Here is an 18,708-nt window from a genome sequence, read left to right on the forward strand (position 1 = left end):
GAGATGACTTTAATTTCTTATTATATATTGACAATTATGACAGTTTTTGGCTTTGTTACGTTTTTTGTCTACAAGATTTAATGGTTTTTTACGTCCATCAGTTGAACTCACAGTCTACAGCAGCCTTTCACTTTAGAAGATCAGTGAATTAGTGAAGTTCTGCCATAAGCCTTCAGGCTGACACCGATTTGCCAAGCGATGGAGCTAGCTAATGGCTTCAATGCGATAGATAACCATCCGAACAAGCCAAGCAGGGCAGGCCAGATTTTTACGCCTGAAAGTGAACAGTGTCACCCTCGGGTGAAGGGGGATGAACAGTAAAAATGTAAGAGATCACTATTTAACTATATGATAGTTATCAATAAAAAAAGAAAGGTGAACAGGGTAAACACTTTTCAGTAAAACCTTTTTTTTCTGAGTGAATATTAAAATTTAGGGGCGGTAGTGCCGGTAAGGGTCTACGGCACGGAACTGAACCGAAAGGAAAAAATTTATGAAAAAAATAAATGGGTGATTTTTAATCAAAACTACAACTGCCTGTTTTTAAACACGTAGCCATAAATTAACTTGGGGGCACAAAAAGGGGCACTCTTGGGTTTTTCTTATAAAAAACACTATAAAAACAGTTTTTTGCATTAGTATTCGAGTCCGGCCTTCGCACCAAGTATGCAATCAAGTCGCCCAGGGGCGGCTTTTTTTGTGTCCGGAATCCAGTATCCGCAAGTCTTTCCTCGCTTTTTCACGCAACCTAAGTCAATCCATATCAAGTCGCTAGTGATTATAGCGCCGTGCGTATATTTGGGTTCGATAGTGGTTATATATTCATAAAGGTCATGGCAGGAAAATTTTATGACTCTGAAAAACATCAATGTGCGTTCTACAAAACCGTAAGAAAAGAAGTATACCTTTGTCGATTACGATGACGATGGCATGTTTATGCTTATTCCCTAAGGGCTTAAATAATGAGATAAAGCATATTTCGTAGCATCAGAATGGCCGATGAATAAGATTACGCAGTTCATTCATCCCTATCCCCCACGGCCTGTCATACAAAATTTTTATCACCTCGATCAGATCACTCAGGGTTACTTTAATCAGGATTACGCTCTCATTAATGACAGCGAGGAAACCATTGAAGGTATCATTGGGCTTTTTATACAATCTGCGCCGGAATGGGTTAGCAGAAGAAGCCGATGCCTTCATCACCAGTAGTAAAGACCCTCTGAAAGACGCACTTAAAACCCGGTACGACTTTGATTTTTCACCAGCGCTTTGGCAAACCACAGCCTATCGCTTTCTGATGACAGTACGCAGGCTGGCGCTCAGCCGCATATAAACGCTCACCATGGCTCACGCCTCCAGAAATGCAGGGCAGAACTTCTTAAACAGATCCAGCCTCCCGGTCTACCTGTCGCCTTTTGGCAAAATGAACAAACTCTCCTCACACCTTGATAGTGTATTTAATCGTGATGCAGTACCACCCCCAACTCTGGCCTTTGCCAAAAAACTGGCGTATGAATAGCGCTATTTCAACGGTAAATCAGCAAGGAATCGCTATGTTGCAAAAAGAGATATTCCCCGCAAATACCAAATGGACAATCATCGCTATCGGTACCCTCGCCGGGCTGCTATGGGCGTTACCGTCCGGGCTGCATCTGCAGGGCCGCTATTCGTTCTACCTGCCGCCGCTTGTGCTGTCGGCGGCCTGCGTACTCGCTTTCACACTCTATCGTCTTAACGCCGTTAAGCCCTGGCTCGGTGCGCTGCTGACGCTGCCGTTTATCGCGCTGATGACTGGCTGGCGGCGCTGGAACTTCCCGGAGATGACGGCAGGCGAGTTTCATTTCCAAAACAGCTGCGCCATCATCTTTCTGCTCATGCTGGCGATGCCGTTTTTAGCTGCGTTCTGCAATGAACCGGCGCAGAAACAGGGCAAGGGGGCATTAAGCGCCTTTATCACCGGCGCGCTGTGGAATAACACCTTCACCTTTGGCGTCACGGCCATTATGACCGGGCTGTTCTGGCTGGTATTGATGCTGTGGAGCAAACTCTTCAGCATGATCGGCATTAAGCTGTTCGAGCAGCTCTTTTTTGATAATGCTTTTTTCCCGTCCATGGCAACCGGAGCGGTGATCGCCGCAGGCATCGTATTTTGTCGACGCCTGCCGGGCGCCGCCGGCATGTACCGCAATCTGATCACGCTGGCGGTCAATGTACTGCTGCCGCTGCACGCCATCACATCGCTGCTGTTCCTGGCCTGTCTGCCTTTTACCGGGCTGGCGATTATCCCGAAGTCTTTTTCAGCCGCAACGCTGCTGCTCTCCATGACACTGCTGATGCTGGTATTCAGCGCGATAGTGGGCGAAAGCGCGCCAGGGGGATCACGCTGGCAGCGTGCGGTTGCCCGTCTGGTACTGGTTGCGCAATATCTTACGCCGCTACTGGCAGCGCTGGCTGGCTGGGCGCTGTGGCTGCGTATCGGCGAATATGGCTGGACGGAAGAGCGCGTTTACGCTGTGGCTATCGCACTGCTTGCCTTTAGCGGCTCGCTGCTGCTGTTAAGGGCGCAGCGACGCGCCTGGTCACAGGGCGCCGGCAACATGAACACCTTTACCGTTTTGATGCTGGCGCTGACTGCCTGCGGCGGGTTTTTGCTGCATACGCCCGTGCTGGATCCGCTGCGCATCAGCGTGAAAAACCAGCTGGCGCGCTATACGCAGGGCAAAGCAAAAGCGGATACGGGAGATATCTATACCTTCAGCAATGCGGGGCGGCGGGGCAAAGCGATGCTGCAAGAACTGAAGGCGCATCCGCAGTGGCTCAACGATCCTGCCGGGCAAAAAAGCCTACTGATGCAAATCCTGGCAGGGCAACAGACCGATAGCACTAAGCCAGGCGTCAGTGACCTGCAGCGTAGCATCCCATTGCGTGCAGGCAGCGAAGCGCCACCCGAAAGCTGGTGGCAGGCGCAGGCAGAATATATAGATAGTTCGCTCAGCACCTGCCTGATGGAGGCGGGCTCCTGTCTGGTCTGGATGCAGGATCTTAATAACGATGGTGCGCCGGAAGTGCTGCTCTATAACCACTATCAGCCCGCGATCGCCGTCTACACCCGACAAGACGCAAAGTGGCGTCAGGCGGGTAACGCAATGCTGTCGGAAAGCGCCGACAAAGCCATCCGCGAAGGGATGCCGAAAGCGGTCATCAAACCCTGGCGCGATCTGGAGATCAATGGTCAGCGCTATCCGGTACAGTACTATGGCCTGGATGATTAACAGCGGCCGCGACAGAGAAGGTGATATGGCGCAATACTGGTGGAAAGATTTACGCGATCGCGACAACGTCTGGCAGGGGCTGGAGCTGATCGTACAGAAGGCACAGCAGCCTGGTTATGCCATGGAGATGCTCAGCGGCCACCATGGGCGAATGGCGTTACAGTTCCAGGGCGAGACGCTGTTCTGGGCCTCGATGTTGAAAGATCACGCCGGCGTCTGGCTGGTCTTTAATGCCGATCATCCCGCGCAGCAGGGGTTACTGCCGCCGGTAACGTCAGCGGATGTGGAGTCCGTTAAAAAGCAGGGAACCCAGGCGTGGACAGGCGAATGGTGCCGCTATTTTGCCCGACAGCTGATGGCGGCGCCGGAGGCATTATTGCCTGCGCGCCGCTGGCTGCTGCGGCCAATGGCGTATACCACGCCTGCCGCGCCCTGTGCCAGCCAGCCGCCGGCCAGGGTAGAGAACTGGTCTTTTCATGCGCCGGCCAGCGCCGGCAATATCGGCTGCGACTGGACGCTCTACGGCGAAGATTTTCCTGATTTAACGGCTCCGCAAAAGGTGAGCCTGGTAGACTGGTGGTGGGGCGGTAACTTACTGCTGGGGCGCTACGCCATCGATAAACATGCAGGCAGGCTAAAATGGTGGCGTAAAAAGAGCCGTGAGGGCGCCTTGCCGCCGGTGCTGGTTTGGTATATCGCCGGGCTGGCCTCCTTCGTGATCCTGGATGGTCACTACCGTTTACAGGCGGCGCTGGAAGAGGGCATCCCGCCGCTGTTTTTGGTACTCAGTGAACTGGATGAACGGGAGTATACGCCCGATGCGCAACACCAGTTGCGCATTGTCCGGGCGCTGGAACAGCAGCAGCGTAAAAATCCCGTCTGCAGCCTTGAAGGGGTCAACCAAACGCTGATCAATCTCTATGATAATCGTGCTTTATATTCTGCCACGCACAGCCGTGCCATTCTGGGTGACGGAGCCGGCTGGGCGCGGGAGGTGAAGGCCTATTTACGTAAACATCAGCTTGAGGAAAAACTGGAAAATATCCTTAAACGGATAAACGAAATGTAAAAGAGACACCCTCTCTTCAGCTGGCGCAGTTGTATTTAAAAAACACGATAACTTTGTACACACTGTCGATGGAGCCGCTATGCCTGTTAACGTCGCTATTTATCTTTTTGATAACGTTGAAGTGCTGGATTTTGCCGGGCCTTATGAAGTGTTTACCTGCGCCTCCCGTGTCCATCACGGCGATTCTCCGCTGTTTACTGTTTTTACGGTAGGTGAGTCATTAAAGCCCGTGCATGCCCGGGCCGGCCTGAAAATTGATCCAGATTTTTCATCAGATAATCATCCGGCAATTGATTGTTTAATCATACCCGGCGGGGTCGTCACGGCTGAACTGGAAAAGGCGAACGTCATCGAATGGATTCAACAGCAGGCTTTAAAAACAACCCTCACAGCATCAGTATGTACGGGTGCTTTTTTGCTGGCTAAAGCCGGGCTGCTGACAGGTAAGTCGGCGACAACTCACTGGGAAGATATTGACGATCTGCGCGCCATGTTCCCACAGGTAGCCGTTAAACAGGGCGTGCGCTGGGTGGATGAAGGGGCGATTGTCTCTTCGGCCGGGATTTCTGCAGGTATTGATATGAGCCTGCATTTAGTCGAGCGGCTGACTGACAGGAGGCTTGCTGAACGTACCGCCAGACAGCTGGATTTTGACTGGACCGAAAATAAAAAAATGCGCCCGCAGGCGCATCTTATTTAGTGCAGGCAGCACTGCTTATATTTCTTACCGCTACCGCAGAAACAGGGGTCATTCCGGCCCGGCTTCTGTTCGACGACGATCGGCTGCTGCGGCTCAGGCACCGCTTCCGGCTGGGCGATCCAGTAATCATGCAGCGCCAGCGCCGCAGGGCGGATGGCGGCGAAACGCGCTTCCATCTCTTCCGGGGAAAGCGTCTCCAGCTGCGGGAAGTTCTCTTCCTTGCCGTGCAGGGCGATGGCGTCCAGCGCGGGCTGCAACTCTGCCGGCAGCGCTGACCAGTCGCTCAGCGCCACGCCGCGCATATAGCCAAAGCACCACTCTTCCACCACGGTGAAATCTTCGCCTTCGGTCTCACGCACGCCGAACAGCGGATCGAACTGCTCAGGGAACTCCGCCAGACGATCGGCGATGTCATTCATATGCTGGAAGCAGAGTTCCATAAAGCGGTTCATCTCGCGCTCGTTGCTCCACTTGGGGATACGGTTCTGCCCGCCCCAGAGCGCCACCAGCCACTCGCTCGGCTCGATGCTTCTCGGGCCGGAAAGCACGGCGGTCAGCAGACCATCCAGTTCGGCGACATCCACAATCGACTCGTCGCTGCCATATTTCTCCAGTATTTCGTCAAGCCATTGCAGCTCTTTCTCGGTCAATGGGCCTTCTTTCATACTGTGCCTCCTGGGCGCTTAAGTTCAAAACCGCAGCAGTGTACACGCTTATTCACTGAGCTTAGCGATAAATCTGGCAACAGGCCTGACGGGATAGGGTTATCCCTGTAAATAGTAATGATAAGCGGCGATGTTCTTGCCATCGTTTCGCGGCCCGCTGGCTTACCTTTGCAGGCTTAATCACCATAACGAGGAAAGGAAAACATGCCAGCGATTGCATTAGAGACTATTAAGGGCGCGCTTATCAGCGGCATTGAAAACGCGCAGGCAGACTATGCGCGTATGTCCGGCGGCGAGTGGGTGTGGGCGGCATCGGAATATATGGTGACGACCTATGTCGCCAGAGCGCTGAGCGAGATGGAAGGCGCTAAATTCGTGACGATTGAAAGCAACGGGTTGACGACGATGGATTATGCGTGCGCGCCGACGCCAGGCCCGAAGCCGCGCAAGGCTCGTCTGCGCGGACGCTTCGATATCCTGCTGTGGTGGGGCAACTCAAAGCCAAGGGCGGTGATTGAAATCAAAAACCAGCCGGGCGGCCCGTCGGGCTGGTACAAAGATATTGAGCGCATTACGTCGGTGCTGAATATGGGCAACGGCGAATCATCCATTGAGTTCGGCGCCTTTGCCTATTATTACTCTGCGCCGGTAGGGGTGCGCATGAGCGCTGAGCAGCGCGTGGCCGGCAAGTTTGAAAGTATTGAGAATTACGTCAGGGATCGGATTGGAGATAAGTTTCAGGTTCAGCAGGTTACTTCAGATATTTATGACGAAGGCGATGACGGTGCCTGGGGCGCAGCCTGTCTGATCATCAGACCTTACCGCTAAATGCCGGAGCAGATGCCTGAGGCATAACGTTATAGCGGCCTTCTTGTTCATAAAATAAGGCCGCATAAAAATGGCCTGTCAAACAACTATCCCCGCCTGACCAGTCCGTTCACCCACACCTCATTACGTCCCGGCCGCTTATCCTCGCTCAGCCAGATATCCTGCACCGCCACGTTATCCAGCTCCTCTATCAGCTTACGCAAGCGCGCCCCGGTAAGATCGGTAAAGCGTCGGCCGTTCTGTTCGCGCTCGCCGCTGCCGCGTTTAAACGAAAGATACCAGATGCCGCCTGGCTTCAGCGCCTGGGTCAGACGGGCAAAGGTACCCGGCAGCTCCGCCTCGGCGACATGCAGCAGCGAAGCGCAGCACCAGATGCCATCGTAGCGCGCCGGCGCGCTGAACTGGTCGAAACGCAGCGTACTTACCGGCAGGCCAGTCAGGGCGCGGGCGCGGTCAGCCATTTCGCTGGCGGCGTCAAATGCTTCAACCCGATAACCGTGTCTCAGAAAAGCCAGCGCGTCACGCCCGGAGCCGCAGCCCGCATCCAGAATCAGCGCCGCCGGCGGCAGGCAAGCGAGAAAGCGCTCATGCAGCATGGACATATCCACTGCGACCGTCTCGTCGAAAAAGCGCTGCGCATGCTGCTGGTAATAATCGATGCTTATCAAAATATCGCGTCTCCCTGCGCCACCGGCTCCCACTGATGCATCAGTGTATCCAGCGCGGTCTGCCAGGCGCGCTGCAGAAAGGCATGGCGCTGTTCCGGCTGTTTGCCGGTCTGCTGTAACAGCGTCTCGCGCAGGGGCAGGTGACTGTTGATAAAATATTCATTGCGATGATGCAGACGCGCCAGCAGCGAAAGCGAAGGAATGCGGGCAAATTTGCCGTTCTCGCCGCGGTTGCAGTTCTGGCAGGCCAGCACCAGGTTCCAGACACCATTAATATTACTCACCTTATGCTGCAGGCTCCACGGCAGAAAATGGTCGACATCCGCCAGGTTCTCCTTGCCTGGCGTCAGGCTGATGGCGCGATAGCAGTAGAAGCAGCGCCCCTTCTGATAGCCGTTCAGGCTGTTGCGGCAACTGGTGATATTCACGCGCCGTTCGCGCTGACGGCTGAACAGCAGTTGTTGCTGTTGATCATATTCCACCGCAATCAGGTTGCGTGACACGCCCATCTCCCACGCCTGTTCCACCAGACGCCAGCGCGCGTCGGTCTCATGGATCAGATTGTTAAACTGCTCGCTCTCCGCCAGGCGATAAAAGTTATCGGTCAGACGAATGCCTTTTGTCGTTTTACGCTCATCGAGAAAAAAGCGCTGCGCGATTTCGGCGTGGTTCACGTTGTGAAACGCGTCGATCACGTTATTAAAACCGCGCCTGATGGTAATTTCCGTCAGCTGCGCTTCGCTTAGCTCGCCCCGATTAAACTGCGCACAGGCGTCCAGAAACTGGCTGCGGTTGGCGGTAGTCTGCTTAGGCGCGTGCTGCAAATGCTGACAAAGGTGGCGGGCAAAAGGGACGGCCAGCGTCTCAAGCGTGATCAGCTCGCTGGGCTGCGCATGCAGATCATAAAGCGCATGCGCCAGGGCAAACTTATAGGAGGCGGCGTTCTTGCCGAAAAGGATTACGCCGCGCCAGTAGTTTTCCAGCGTCGGGTCAGCCTGATAAAAGCGCATAGGGTTATCCTGATGATGCTGCCTGTGCGGGCAGTAAGCGTTAACTTAACCTGTAACGGCATCACATAATAAACCATCAGCGTTTGAATGATGAGCGAATCAACAATCAGTGATATGACTTCGCCAGTTAGGGCTTTAAGCGAATGGTTAAACTGAAGAACAGGGGCGTTTACGTAGGTGAGGGAAGAGGGGCGTTGTTACTTGATAAAGCGAAGAAGCACTTCATATAAGGCTTAAGCATTTTCCATCACAACTAAACCTGTTACAGTTTAAGTTACTGAAAAATAAAAAAATAGTAATTGTTTGGCTATTTCAATATATTCTTCGAAGGAGGTAATACAGAGGGATACTGAATGTCTTCTATACCTGTTGCGGGACCAGCCTCGCTAAGCACGTTCCTTTTCTTGTCGCCGCCGGCAGCGGGGCGAACGTAACGATGGATGGCGAGGTTATCGATATCAAATATGGCGGCCGTGTGTTTTCATTTAGTAACGCGATTATTTATGAATACCGTGGGGAGACATTCCGGCCGCGCCTGAATTTCCAGGCACGCAATTAGCTCGTATCGATCGTTTTCCTGCCACACCTGATTATCGCCCTGTAAACCCCATTGCTCGCCAGCCGGCTGCCTTTCGCGGTAAATCGCTAATACCGTCCCGCACCACGCCAGAATCTGCCCGGCCACTCTTTGGCCGTTTTATTCGTTATGTCGTCTTATACTTCCTCCTGATTGCTATCTACCCAGGGCGGCTATCTGCCCCATCACCGGAGAACCGAATGACTTTACGCGCGGCGATAGTGCTGATAACCGGCGGGCTGCCTTTTTTCGCCTCGGCCCATCATTTTGTGGAAGGGGAACGCGTGCCGCCGGTCGGCGTGGCGGATCGCGGTGAGCTGCAGCTGCAGCAGGATGCGCTGCGCTATCAGGCCTGGAACAGCGCGCGCCTCAGCGGCAAAGTGGGCGTGGTACTGCATATGGCAGGGCGGCTGTCGGCCAAAGATCAAAACGCCGCGCTGATCGATGCCGTCGGCAAGGCGGGCTTTCCGGTGAGTCAGTTCGCGGTCACCACCATCGTCAATACTGACGATGCCATCCCCGGCAGCGCGCTGTTTGTGCGGCGCAGCCTGGAAGAAAGCAAACGGGAAACCCCGGCCGCGCAGTTCGTGGTGGACGATCGCGGCGCCGTCCGGCGCGCCTGGCAACTGCAGGCGGGCGGCTCCGCCATCGTGGTGCTGGATAAAAGCGGGCGGGTACGTTTCGCCAAAGATGGCGCGCTGACCGCCGCCGAAGTGGAGCAGGTCATGACGCTGCTGCGTCAGCTGCTGACGCCGGCGGGCATTGTTAAAGCCAGGTAAATAGTTGTGACGCCGCCGCTGCATAAAAGGAAATATCTGTAGATTGCGCTACGCTTTCCAGACACAGCGGGGCAGAAATAAGCGGGCAAACGGCTGTTCATGCTGCAAAAGTTCTCTCCTGTCCCCAGCGTACTCAGGTCATTACGGCTTACTGGCAGCCGTGACATGCGCCATCCGCATTACACCGCCACGACGAGGAACCAGGACCGTAACGATGAACGTCAACGCCGACAAATGCGTAAACCACGAAGATGAGCTGCAGGCGCTGCGCGAGGCGCTGCAAACCCGCCTCGATCAGCTGTTGCCTGCGGGCCAACAGCAAGACCTGGTCTATACGGCGATGCGCGAAGGCACGCTGGTGGCGGGCAAACGGGTGCGCCCGTTGCTGCTGGTGCTGGCAGCGCGCGACCTCGGCTGCCGCGCCGACCAGCCCGGCCTGCTCGATCTCGCCTGCGCGGTGGAGATGGTTCATGCCGCTTCGCTGATGCTCGACGACATTCCCTGCATGGATAACGCGCTGCTGCGTCGCGGCCGTCCCACCATTCACCGGCAGTATGGCGAAAACGTCGCTATCCTCGCCGCCGTGGCGCTGCTCAGCCGTGCTTTCGGCGTGGTGGCGGAGGCGCAGTCGCTGTCGCACGCCTGCAAAACCCAGGCGGTGGCGGAACTCTCTACCGCCGTCGGGCTGCAGGGGCTGGTGCAGGGGCAGTACCTCGATCTGCACGAGGGCGCCGAGACACGCAGCGCCGAAGCGATCCTGCTCGCCAATGAACTGAAAACCAGCCGCCTGTTTGATGCCACGCTGCAAATGGCGGCGATCGTCGCCGATGCGCCGCCGCAGGCGCGTCAGCGGCTGCGCTGCTTTGCGCAGGATCTGGGGCAGGCGTTTCAGCTGCTGGACGATCTTGCCGACGGCCTGAGCGGCACCGGCAAAGATCTCAATAAAGATCACGGCAAATCGACGCTGGTGGCGATGCTCGGCGCGGAGGCGGTGCATCAGCGGCTGCGCGCGCATCTGCACAGCGCGGACGAGCATCTCTCCAGCGCCTGCCATCGCGGTGTCGCCACGCGGCGCTTTATGCACGCCTGGTTCGACAAGCAGCTGGCGCTGTTCGGCTAAGACACGCTTTTTATCTCAGGATGCCATAGCGACTGGAGCGGCAATGAAGGATAGGGAACTGACCCAACGCAAAAACGATCATCTGGATATCGTGCTGAATCCAACGCGCGCGCTGAATAAGCGCGGCACCGGCTTTGCGCAGTGGCGCTTTGAACACTGCGCAATGCCGGAGCTGCATCTCGACGAGATCGATCTACGCAGCGCGCTGTTCGGCAAGGCGCTACGCGCGCCGCTGCTGATCAGCTCGATGACCGGCGGCGCCAGCCGCGCCAGAGAGATTAACCGTCACCTGGCGGAAGCGGCGCAGGCGTTAGGGCTGGCGATGGGCGTCGGTTCGCAGCGCGTGGCGCTGGAAAGCGAAGATAACTGGGGGCTGACGCGCGAACTACGCCAGGCGGCACCCGATATTCCGCTGCTGGCGAACCTGGGCGCGGCGCAAATCGCCGGGCGTAACGGCGTTGACTACGCGCGTCGCGCGGTCGATATGATCGAGGCGGATGCGCTGATCATCCATTTAAACCCGCTGCAGGAGGCGCTGCAGGGCGGCGGCGATCGCGACTGGCGCGGCGTGCTGACGGCGATAGCCAATACGGTGAAGGCGCTGCCAGTGCCGGTGGTGGTGAAAGAGGTCGGCGCCGGTATTTCGGTGCCGGTGGCCCGCCAGCTGGCCGAAGCGGGCGTGGCGATGATCGATGTCGCCGGCTCCGGCGGCACCAGCTGGGCGGCGGTGGAGGGCGAGCGCGCCGCGACGCCGCACGCCCGCGCCGTGGCGATGGCCTTCGCCGACTGGGGCATTCCCACCGCGCAGGCGCTGCGCGATCTGCATCAGGCGCTGCCGCAGATGCCGCTTATCGCCTCCGGCGGCATCAGCGACGGTATCGATGTCGCGCGCGCCATCGCGCTGGGCGCGACGCTGGCGGGGCAGGCCGCCGGGGTGCTGGGCAGCGCCACCGCCTCCAGCGAGGCAGTAATCGCCCATTTCCAGATCATTATCGATCAGCTGCGGGTTGCCTGTTTCTGCAGCGGCAGCGCCAGCCTGCGCGCGCTGCGCCAGGCGACGCTGGTGCGTATCGGGGATGAAGGATGAGCCACTACGCAGTGATCGCCCCTCCGCTTTACAGCCACGTTCGCGCGCTGGAGGCGCTGGCGCAGCAGCTGATCGCCCGCGGCCATCGCGTTACCTTTATGCAGCAAGCGGAGGCGCGTACGTTACTCAGCGACGCGCGCATCGGTTTCTGTCCGCTCGGCGCACGCAGCCACCCGCCGGGCAGCCTGGCGCGCACGCTGCGCCTGACCGCGCACCCTTCCGGCATGGGCATATTTCGGCTGATCGACGACATGGCGAAAACCAGCGACATGCTCTGCCGCGAGCTGCCCGCCGCGCTGGCGCAGGCGGGCATTGATGGGCTGATTGTCGATCAGATGGAGGCGGCGGGCGGGCTGGCGGCGCAGGCATTAGGCCTGCCGTTCGTCTCGGTGGCCTGTGCGCTGCCGGTGAACCGCGAGCCGCATCTGCCGTTGCCGGTCATGCCGTTTAACTACGCGGAAGATGCGCGCAGCCAAAAGCTGTATGTATCCAGCACGCGTGTCTATGACTGGCTGATGCGCCGTCACGGCGAGGTTATCGCGCGCCATGCGCGCGCCTTCGGCCTTGGCGAGCGGCGGGCGCTGCACGACTGTTTGTCGCCGCTGGCGCAGATTAGCCAGACGCTGCCGGCCTTCGATTTTCCCCGACGGCAGCTGCCGTCGCACTTTCACGCCGTCGGGCCATTGCGCCACCGCCGCGCTGCGCCGGATGAGGCGCCACCTTGTGCGCAGCCGCTGGTGTTCGCTTCGCTGGGCACGTTGCAGGGGCACCGCTATACGCTGTTCCGCGCCATTGCGCGCGCCTGCCGCCAGCTTAAGGTTCGGCTGCTGATCGCCCACTGCGGCGGGTTGAGCGAAGCGCAGGCGGCGCGGCTACGACGTTACGGTGCTGAAGTGACCGATTTTGCCGATCAGCCCGCCGTACTGCGTCAGGCGCAGGCGGTGATCACCCACGGCGGGCTGAATACCGTGATGGATGCCATCGAAAGCGCTACCCCAATCCTTACCATCCCGCTGGCGTTCGATCAGCCGGGCGTCGCCGCGCGCGTCGTCTACAGCGGCATCGGGCGTCGCGCCTCACGCTTCGCCACCGCCGGCATGCTGGCGCAGCACCTGCAGGCGCTGTTGAGCAATGACGCCTACCGCCAGCGGCTGACGCGGATGCAGGCGCAGCTTGAGCGCGCCGGCGGCGCTGCCCGGGCGGCGGACGTGGTGGAGCAGGCGCTGCGCGAGCGTCATCCGGTGCTGGCGGCCTGCGCATGAAACCGCAGTGGGATCTGATCCTGGCGGGTGGCGGGCTGGCCAACGGGCTGATCGCCTGGCGACTGCGCCAGCTTCAGCCGCAGCTGAACGTACTGCTGCTGGAGGCGGGCGCGGAAGCGGGCGGCAACCATACCTGGTCGTTCCATCAGGACGATTTAACCCCGGCGCAGCACGCCTGGATTGCGCCGCTGGTGGCGCACCGCTGGCCCGGCTATGACGTACGCTTTCCGGCGCTAACGCGTCGGCTTGATGGCGGCTACCTGAGCATCACCTCCGAACGTTTCGCTGAAGCGATGGCGCAGGCGCTGGGCGATCGCCTGAGAAAGCAGACGCCGGTGAGCGCCCTGACGCCGGAAACGGTCACGCTGGCGGACGGCAGCCTGCTGCGCGCCGGCGCGGTGATCGACGGACGCGGCTATCAGCCGAGTCCTTATCTCACCATTGGCTTCCAGGCGTTTCTCGGCCAGCAGTGGCGACTGAGCCAGCCGCACGGGCTGACGCGTCCGCTGCTGATGGACGCCACGGTGGATCAGTCGGCGGGCTACCGTTTTGTCTACACGCTGCCGCTCTCGGCGGACAGCCTGCTGATCGAAGATACGCACTATATCGATCGCGCCACGCTCGGCGACGATCGCGCGCGCCAGCATATTGCTGATTACGCGGCGGCGCAGGGCTGGGCGCTGGAGAGGCTGGAACGCGAAGAGCAGGGCAACCTGCCGATCACGCTGGCGGGCGACGAGCATGCCTTCTGGCAACAGAAAGCGGGCCAGCCCTGTAGCGGTCTGCGCGCCGGGCTGTTCCACTCCACGACCGGTTATTCCCTGCCACAGGCGGCGACGCTGGCCGATCTGATCGCCCGACAGCGCGATGTCTCATCGGAGGCGCTGTTCGCCCTGACGCGCGACTACGCGCAGCAGCAGTGGCGACGCCAGCGCTTCTTCCGCATGCTGAACCGTATGCTGTTCCTTGCTGGCCGCCCCGACGGACGCTGGCAGGTGATGCAGCGTTTTTACCGACTTAATCCCGGGCTTATCGCCCGCTTTTACGCCGGCCGGCTGACGCTGGCCGACAAGGCACGGATCCTGACGGGCAAGCCACCGGTACCGGTCGGCGAAGCCCTGCAGGCCGTACTCAAACAGACTCCCCGGCTGCGAGCTTTCAGTGATGAATAAAACAGTGGTAATCGGCGCCGGCTTCGGTGGCCTGGCTTTAGCGATCCGCCTGCAGGCGGCAGGTATCCCCACGCTGCTGCTGGAGCAGCGCGACAAGCCGGGCGGTCGCGCCTATGTCTATGAAGATCAGGGATTTACTTTTGATGCCGGCCCGACGGTCATCACCGATCCCAGCGCGATAGAGGAACTGTTCACGCTGGCGGGCAAGCGTATGGCCGACTACGTCGATCTGCTGCCGGTAACGCCGTTTTACCGGCTCTGCTGGGAGTCAGGCCAGGTCTTTGACTACGATAACGATCAGGCGCGGCTGGAAGCGCAGATCCGGCGCTTCAATCCGCGCGATGTCGAAGGCTATCGGCGCTTTCTCGCCTACTCCAAAGCGGTGTTTAAAGAGGGCTACCTGAAGCTTGGCACCGTGCCGTTCCTCTCGTTCCGCGATATGCTGCGCGCCGGTCCGCAGCTGGCGCGCCTGCAGGCGTGGCGCAGCGTCTACGGCATGGTATCGAAGTTTATCGAAGATGAGCGTCTGCGCGAGGCGTTCTCGTTTCATTCGCTGCTGGTGGGCGGCAATCCCTTTGCCACCTCCTCTATCTACACGCTGATCCATGCGCTGGAGCGCGAGTGGGGCGTCTGGTTCGCGCGCGGCGGCACTGGTGCGCTGGTGCAGGGGCTGGTGCGGCTGTTTCAGGATCTCGGCGGCACGCTGGAGCTGAACGCCGAAGTGACGCGGCTGGAGGCCAACGGCGCGGAAATCAGCGCGGTGCAGCTGGCGGATGGCCGCCGCATCGACGTCGCAGCGGTTGCCTCTAATGCCGACGTGGTGCATACCTACGAAAAGCTGCTGGGGCACCATCCGGTGGGCGCATCGCGCGCCGCGTCGCTGAAGCGCAAGCGCATGAGCAATTCGCTGTTCGTGCTTTACTTCGGCCTGAATCATCATCACAGCCAGCTGGCGCATCATACTGTCTGCTTCGGGCCGCGCTATAAAGCGCTGATCGAGGATATTTTTAACCGCGATACGCTGTCGGAAGATTTTTCGCTCTATCTGCATGCGCCCTGCGTCACCGATCCTTCGCTGGCGCCGCCCGGCTGTGGCAGCTACTACGTGCTGGCGCCGGTGCCGCATCTTGGCACCGCCGATCTCGACTGGGAGGTTGAAGGCCCGCGCCTGCGCGATCGCATCTTCGCCTACCTGGAGCAACACTACATGCCCGGCCTGCGCGATCAGCTGGTGACGCACCGCATGTTCACGCCGTTTGATTTCCGCGATCGGCTCGGCGCGCATCACGGCTCGGCTTTCTCCATCGAGCCGATCCTGCGTCAGAGCGCCTGGTTCCGGCCGCATAACCGCGACAGCCGCATCCCGAATCTCTATCTGGTGGGGGCGGGTACCCATCCGGGCGCGGGCATTCCCGGCGTGATCGGCTCGGCGAAAGCGACTGCCAGCCTGATGCTGGAGGCGCTGTCACGATGAACAGCACGCTGATGGATCATGCCACGGAAACCATGGCGGCCGGCTCGAAAAGTTTCAATACTGCGGCAAAGCTGTTTGACGCGCCGACCCGCCGCAGCGCCCTGATGCTCTACGCCTGGTGTCGCTACTGCGACGATGTGATTGACGGTCAGGCGCTGGGTTTTCGCGATGCGTCCGCCGTCAGCGGCAGCGCGATGCAGCGTCTGGCGATGCTGAAAACGCAGACGCAGCGCGCGTTCGCCGGCGCGGAGATGGAGGAGCCCGCCTTCGCCGCTTTTCAGGAGGTAGCGACGCGCCACGCCATTCCGCCGCAGCAGGCCTTCGATCATCTGGAAGGGTTTGCGATGGATGTACGCGAAACCCACTATGAGACCTTCGATGATACGCTGCGCTACTGCTACCACGTCGCGGGCGTGGTGGGGCTGATGATGGCGCGGGTGATGGGCGTGCGCAATGAGGCGGTGCTGGATCGCGCCTGCGATCTGGGGCTGGCCTTTCAGTTGACCAACATTGCGCGCGACATTGTCGAGGATGCGGAAACGGGGCGTTGTTACCTGCCGGCGCAGTGGCTGGCAAAGGAGAGGATCGACAGAGAGCTGATGGCCGATCCGGTTAACCGCGAGAAGCTGGCGCGGCTGGCGGCGCGGCTGGTGGCGGCCGCCGAGCCTTACTACGCCTCGGCGCGCGTCGGGCTGGCTGGCCTGCCGCTGCGTTCCGCCTGGGCGATCGCTTCGGCGCACGGGGTGTATCGCGAGATTGGCGTGAAGGTCAACGCTGCCGGTCCCCGCGCCTGGGATCGGCGTCAGGGCACCAGCCGCGCGGAGAAACTTGCGCTGCTGATGAAAGGCGCGGCGCTGGCGCTTACTTCCCGCGTTGCGTCGATGCCGCCGCGTTCTTCCGATCTCTGGCAGCGTCCGCACCGTCACGGCGCGTACGGGGAGTAGCAGCTTTTTCGCCGCGCGGCGGCCTGCCGTTGCGGCTGCGCAGCACCGCCTGCAGCTTCGAGACCGGCGGCGCATAGAGAAAGCCGAAGGAGACGCAATCCTCTTTGCCACGCACCGCATGATGCAGGCGGTGCGCCATATATAAACGTTTCAGGTAGCCGCGGCGCGGAATATAGCGAAACGGCCAGCGCTGATGCACCAGTCCGTCATGCACCATAAAATAGAGCGCGCCATAGAGCGTCATGCCGGCGCCGATCCACTGCAGCGGCCAGACGCCGGAGGTGCCGACGGCGATCAGCACAATTGCCAGCACGGCGAAGAGCGCCGCGTAGAGGTCATTGACTTCGAACCAGCCGGTGCGCGGTTCATGGTGTGAAAGATGCCAGCCCCATCCCCAGCCGTGCATGATGTATTTATGCGCCAGCGTCGCCACGATCTCCATGACGGCAACGGTGGCCAGCACAATCAAGGTATTCCACAGCACGAGCATCGCGACTCCTTGTTATAGCGGATAAATAGTCTGTCCATCGGTCGATGAAGCGATGGCGCAGCCTGGCGTTGCCCGACGTCGGAAAGGCGTCAGCCGCTTCGATGAGTTTAGGTGATGCAGAGTATAGCAACAGAGTCGCCATGCTGCCGCGCAGCGCGGCCGGCAGTCAGGATGCGGCGTCGGCCACGGATTCACGCAGTACCAGCTCCGAAATAAATGCCTGCTGCGGCGTCATGTCGCCGCCGTCGAGCATCGAAATCAGGCGATTAATCACTTCATGAATCATGCCGGTGACCGGGTCTTTGACGCTGGAGAGTGCGGGTAGCAGGAAAGGGGCGACAGGAATATCGTCAAAACCGAGCAGCGAGACGTCGTTCGGCACGCGCAGGCCCGCCTGGGTGAGCTGTTTCAGGGCGCCGACCGCCATATCATCGTTGCTGGCGATCAGCGCGCTAAAGGCGACGTTGTTGGCCAGCAGCGCCGCTACCGCTTTCGCGCCGCAGGCAGGTGTCCATTTCCCTTCGACAATGCGCTGCGGTTCGATAGCGATAGCGGCCTGGCGCAGCGCCTCTTTATAACCGGCAAGGCGCTCCTGCGCGGTGGGCGAGTCGAGCGATCCGGTGATAAAGGCGATTTTCTGATGGCCGCGTTCTATCAGCGCCATGGCAGCGTTAAACGCCGATCCTTTGTGGTCGCAGAAGACGGCGTGACTGGGATGTTTACGCAGCCGACGGTTGACGACCATAATCGGCTGACGTGTCTGTTCGATGATATCGTCCATGTCGTCGATGGTGAGAAAGCGCGGGTAGAGGATGATGGCGTCGCAGCGCAGGTCGAGCAGGAATTCGATCGCCTCGCGCTCCTGTTGCGCGCTGTGTTTGCCATCGACGAGGATCAGCTGGCGGCCGCTTTCTTCAACTTTTTTTGCCGCCTGGGAGAGGATTTCGCTGAAGTAGCTGCCGCTGTAAAGGGTGTTGGTGACGACCATGCCGATGCACTGGGATGTGCTGGTGGCGAGGTTGCGCGCCAGCAGGTTAGGGCGATAGCCTGCGGCTTCGATGGCGGCGAAGACCTGTTTGCGGGTTGCTTCGCTGACATAGCCTTTTCCCGATAGCACGCGCGAGACCGTCGCTTTGGAGACGCCCGCTTTTTTCGCCACTTCCTGCATCGTTGACATCATCTTTTCCCGCCTGTGATCCCTTGCGGCTCATTCTAAACATTTTTACCGTAGGATCGCGGATTATGTTGCGCTGTTCACATTGAATACGCCAATGCGCTGGTTTGGCTGGAGAGTCAGCGGCGGTGCAGTGTCGGCTGTTTGGTTGAAGAGTCAGCGGCGCTGCGATGTTGGCTGTGTGTTCGGGGACGCCAGCGGCGCTGCGATGTTGGCCGCGTGTTCGGGAGCCAGCGGCGGTGCAGTGTCGGCTGTGTGTTCGGGAGCCAGCGGCGGTGTAGTGTTGGCTGTTTGGTTGAAGAGTCAGCGGCGCTGCTGTGTTGGCTGTTTGGTTGGTGAGTCAGCGGCGGGCGGGCCGTTTCGTAAAGACGTCGTCAATCCATCCCTGGAGACTCCGCCGCGTCATCCCTGACG

At 59.2% G+C, this 18,708-nt stretch carries 18 protein-coding genes; 13 read left to right on the plus strand and 5 right to left on the minus strand.

The annotated features are described in order from the left end of the window. The first annotated feature begins 999 nt into the window (after positions 1-999). From C2E15_RS22380 to C2E15_RS03040, 5 genes are all read left to right on the plus strand, one after another. Positions 1,000-1,212, plus strand: coding sequence for a contact-dependent growth inhibition system immunity protein (locus tag C2E15_RS22380; RefSeq protein WP_483869470.1), 213 nt, complete (start codon positions 1,000-1,002; stop codon positions 1,210-1,212). Beyond that, entirely contained in the window at positions 1,133-1,336 is a 204-nt protein-coding gene (locus C2E15_RS22385) for a hypothetical protein (RefSeq protein ID WP_483869473.1), read from the plus strand. Before C2E15_RS22380 ends, C2E15_RS22385 begins: the two co-directional genes overlap by 80 nt. A gap of 220 nt (positions 1,337-1,556) precedes the next feature. Beyond that, positions 1,557-3,275: a DUF4153 domain-containing protein gene (locus tag C2E15_RS03030; protein ID WP_167391820.1), complete on the plus strand. Its 1,719-nt coding sequence runs from the start codon at positions 1,557-1,559 to the stop codon at positions 3,273-3,275. 25 nt (positions 3,276-3,300) lie between these two features. After that, positions 3,301-4,344 carry a hypothetical protein gene (locus C2E15_RS03035; RefSeq protein WP_104959057.1) on the plus strand — a complete coding sequence of 348 codons (1,044 nt, stop codon included), beginning with the start codon at positions 3,301-3,303 and terminating at the stop codon, positions 4,342-4,344. 79 nt (positions 4,345-4,423) lie between these two features. Then, on the plus strand, positions 4,424-5,044 hold the full coding sequence (locus C2E15_RS03040; protein ID WP_104956073.1) for a DJ-1/PfpI family protein: 621 nt from the start codon (positions 4,424-4,426) through the stop codon (positions 5,042-5,044). On the opposite strand, the gene C2E15_RS03045 is transcribed toward C2E15_RS03040, so the two are convergent. Then, on the minus strand, positions 5,041-5,709 hold the full coding sequence (locus C2E15_RS03045) for a YecA/YgfB family protein (protein WP_104956074.1): 669 nt from the start codon (positions 5,707-5,709) through the stop codon (positions 5,041-5,043). The genes C2E15_RS03040 and C2E15_RS03045 overlap by 4 nt on opposite strands. A 204-nt stretch (positions 5,710-5,913) precedes the next feature. On the opposite strand from C2E15_RS03045, the gene C2E15_RS03050 reads away from it, so the two are divergent. Further along, positions 5,914-6,537 carry a hypothetical protein gene (locus tag C2E15_RS03050; protein WP_104956075.1) on the plus strand — a complete coding sequence of 208 codons (624 nt, stop codon included), beginning with the start codon at positions 5,914-5,916 and terminating at the stop codon, positions 6,535-6,537. An 86-nt stretch (positions 6,538-6,623) separates the two neighbouring features. Here C2E15_RS03050 and C2E15_RS03055 read toward each other — a convergent pair whose 3' ends face one another. Continuing rightward, the gene (locus C2E15_RS03055; protein WP_104959058.1) at positions 6,624-7,202 is read right to left on the minus strand and encodes a class I SAM-dependent DNA methyltransferase; all 579 of its coding nucleotides are present in this window, start codon (positions 7,200-7,202) and stop codon (positions 6,624-6,626) included. Continuing rightward, positions 7,202-8,215: an HNH endonuclease domain-containing protein gene (locus C2E15_RS03060; RefSeq protein WP_104956076.1), complete on the minus strand. Its 1,014-nt coding sequence runs from the start codon at positions 8,213-8,215 to the stop codon at positions 7,202-7,204. The genes C2E15_RS03055 and C2E15_RS03060 overlap by 1 nt, the downstream gene beginning before the upstream one ends. A gap of 777 nt (positions 8,216-8,992) precedes the next feature. Between C2E15_RS03060 and C2E15_RS03065 the strand changes: the two genes are divergently transcribed. From C2E15_RS03065 to crtB, 7 genes are all read left to right on the plus strand, one after another. After that, positions 8,993-9,571, plus strand: coding sequence for a YtfJ family protein (locus C2E15_RS03065; RefSeq protein ID WP_104956077.1), 579 nt, complete (start codon positions 8,993-8,995; stop codon positions 9,569-9,571). Between the two features lie 214 nt (positions 9,572-9,785). After that, positions 9,786-10,691, plus strand: coding sequence for a polyprenyl synthetase family protein (locus C2E15_RS03070; RefSeq protein WP_104956078.1), 906 nt, complete (start codon positions 9,786-9,788; stop codon positions 10,689-10,691). A gap of 43 nt (positions 10,692-10,734) precedes the next feature. Then, positions 10,735-11,778 carry a type 2 isopentenyl-diphosphate Delta-isomerase gene (fni, locus tag C2E15_RS03075; RefSeq protein ID WP_104956079.1) on the plus strand — a complete coding sequence of 348 codons (1,044 nt, stop codon included), beginning with the start codon at positions 10,735-10,737 and terminating at the stop codon, positions 11,776-11,778. Then, entirely contained in the window at positions 11,775-13,040 is a 1,266-nt protein-coding gene (locus C2E15_RS03080) for a glycosyltransferase (protein ID WP_104956080.1), read from the plus strand. Before fni ends, C2E15_RS03080 begins: the two co-directional genes overlap by 4 nt. Next, complete coding sequence (gene crtY / locus C2E15_RS03085) at positions 13,037-14,212, plus strand: lycopene beta-cyclase CrtY (RefSeq protein ID WP_104956081.1); 1,176 nt, start codon at positions 13,037-13,039, stop codon at positions 14,210-14,212. The genes C2E15_RS03080 and crtY overlap by 4 nt, the downstream gene beginning before the upstream one ends. Then, positions 14,205-15,686, plus strand: a complete 1,482-nt coding sequence (locus C2E15_RS03090; protein WP_104956082.1) for a phytoene desaturase — start codon at positions 14,205-14,207, stop codon at positions 15,684-15,686. The genes crtY and C2E15_RS03090 overlap by 8 nt, the downstream gene beginning before the upstream one ends. Next, positions 15,683-16,630, plus strand: a complete 948-nt coding sequence (crtB, locus tag C2E15_RS03095; protein ID WP_104956083.1) for a 15-cis-phytoene synthase CrtB — start codon at positions 15,683-15,685, stop codon at positions 16,628-16,630. The genes C2E15_RS03090 and crtB overlap by 4 nt, the downstream gene beginning before the upstream one ends. Here the strand turns inward: crtB and C2E15_RS03100 are convergent. Together C2E15_RS03100 and C2E15_RS03105 are read right to left on the minus strand one after the other, a co-directional pair. Further along, positions 16,548-17,120 (minus strand): sterol desaturase family protein, encoded by a 573-nt coding sequence (locus tag C2E15_RS03100; protein ID WP_104956084.1) that lies wholly within the window; start codon positions 17,118-17,120, stop codon positions 16,548-16,550. The genes crtB and C2E15_RS03100 overlap by 83 nt on opposite strands. A 166-nt stretch (positions 17,121-17,286) precedes the next feature. After that, positions 17,287-18,300, minus strand: coding sequence for a LacI family DNA-binding transcriptional regulator (locus C2E15_RS03105; protein WP_281257536.1), 1,014 nt, complete (start codon positions 18,298-18,300; stop codon positions 17,287-17,289). Between the last annotated feature and the right edge of the window lie 408 nt (positions 18,301-18,708).

The sequence above is a fragment of the Mixta gaviniae genome (assembly GCF_002953195.1).
GTDB lineage: Bacteria > Pseudomonadota > Gammaproteobacteria > Enterobacterales > Enterobacteriaceae > Mixta > Mixta gaviniae.

Bases quoted from the DNA above. Each gene is read 5' to 3' on its own strand.
- C2E15_RS03065 (WP_104956077.1), top strand. From the start codon at position 8,993: ATGACTTTACGCGCGGCGATAGTGCTGATAACCGGCGGGCTGCCTTTT.
- C2E15_RS03100 (WP_104956084.1), bottom strand. From the start codon at position 17,120: ATGCTCGTGCTGTGGAATACCTTGATTGTGCTGGCCACCGTTGCCGTC.
- C2E15_RS22380 (WP_483869470.1), top strand. From the start codon at position 1,000: ATGAATAAGATTACGCAGTTCATTCATCCCTATCCCCCACGGCCTGTC.
- C2E15_RS03060 (WP_104956076.1), bottom strand. From the start codon at position 8,215: ATGCGCTTTTATCAGGCTGACCCGACGCTGGAAAACTACTGGCGCGGC.
- fni (WP_104956079.1), top strand. From the start codon at position 10,735: ATGAAGGATAGGGAACTGACCCAACGCAAAAACGATCATCTGGATATC.
- crtB (WP_104956083.1), top strand. From the start codon at position 15,683: ATGAACAGCACGCTGATGGATCATGCCACGGAAACCATGGCGGCCGGC.
- C2E15_RS03050 (WP_104956075.1), top strand. From the start codon at position 5,914: ATGCCAGCGATTGCATTAGAGACTATTAAGGGCGCGCTTATCAGCGGC.
- C2E15_RS03070 (WP_104956078.1), top strand. From the start codon at position 9,786: ATGAACGTCAACGCCGACAAATGCGTAAACCACGAAGATGAGCTGCAG.
- C2E15_RS03080 (WP_104956080.1), top strand. From the start codon at position 11,775: ATGAGCCACTACGCAGTGATCGCCCCTCCGCTTTACAGCCACGTTCGC.
- C2E15_RS03090 (WP_104956082.1), top strand. From the start codon at position 14,205: ATGAATAAAACAGTGGTAATCGGCGCCGGCTTCGGTGGCCTGGCTTTA.
- C2E15_RS03105 (WP_281257536.1), bottom strand. From the start codon at position 18,300: ATGATGTCAACGATGCAGGAAGTGGCGAAAAAAGCGGGCGTCTCCAAA.
- C2E15_RS03045 (WP_104956074.1), bottom strand. From the start codon at position 5,709: ATGAAAGAAGGCCCATTGACCGAGAAAGAGCTGCAATGGCTTGACGAA.
- C2E15_RS03035 (WP_104959057.1), top strand. From the start codon at position 3,301: ATGGCGCAATACTGGTGGAAAGATTTACGCGATCGCGACAACGTCTGG.
- C2E15_RS03030 (WP_167391820.1), top strand. From the start codon at position 1,557: ATGTTGCAAAAAGAGATATTCCCCGCAAATACCAAATGGACAATCATC.
- crtY (WP_104956081.1), top strand. From the start codon at position 13,037: ATGAAACCGCAGTGGGATCTGATCCTGGCGGGTGGCGGGCTGGCCAAC.
- C2E15_RS03040 (WP_104956073.1), top strand. From the start codon at position 4,424: ATGCCTGTTAACGTCGCTATTTATCTTTTTGATAACGTTGAAGTGCTG.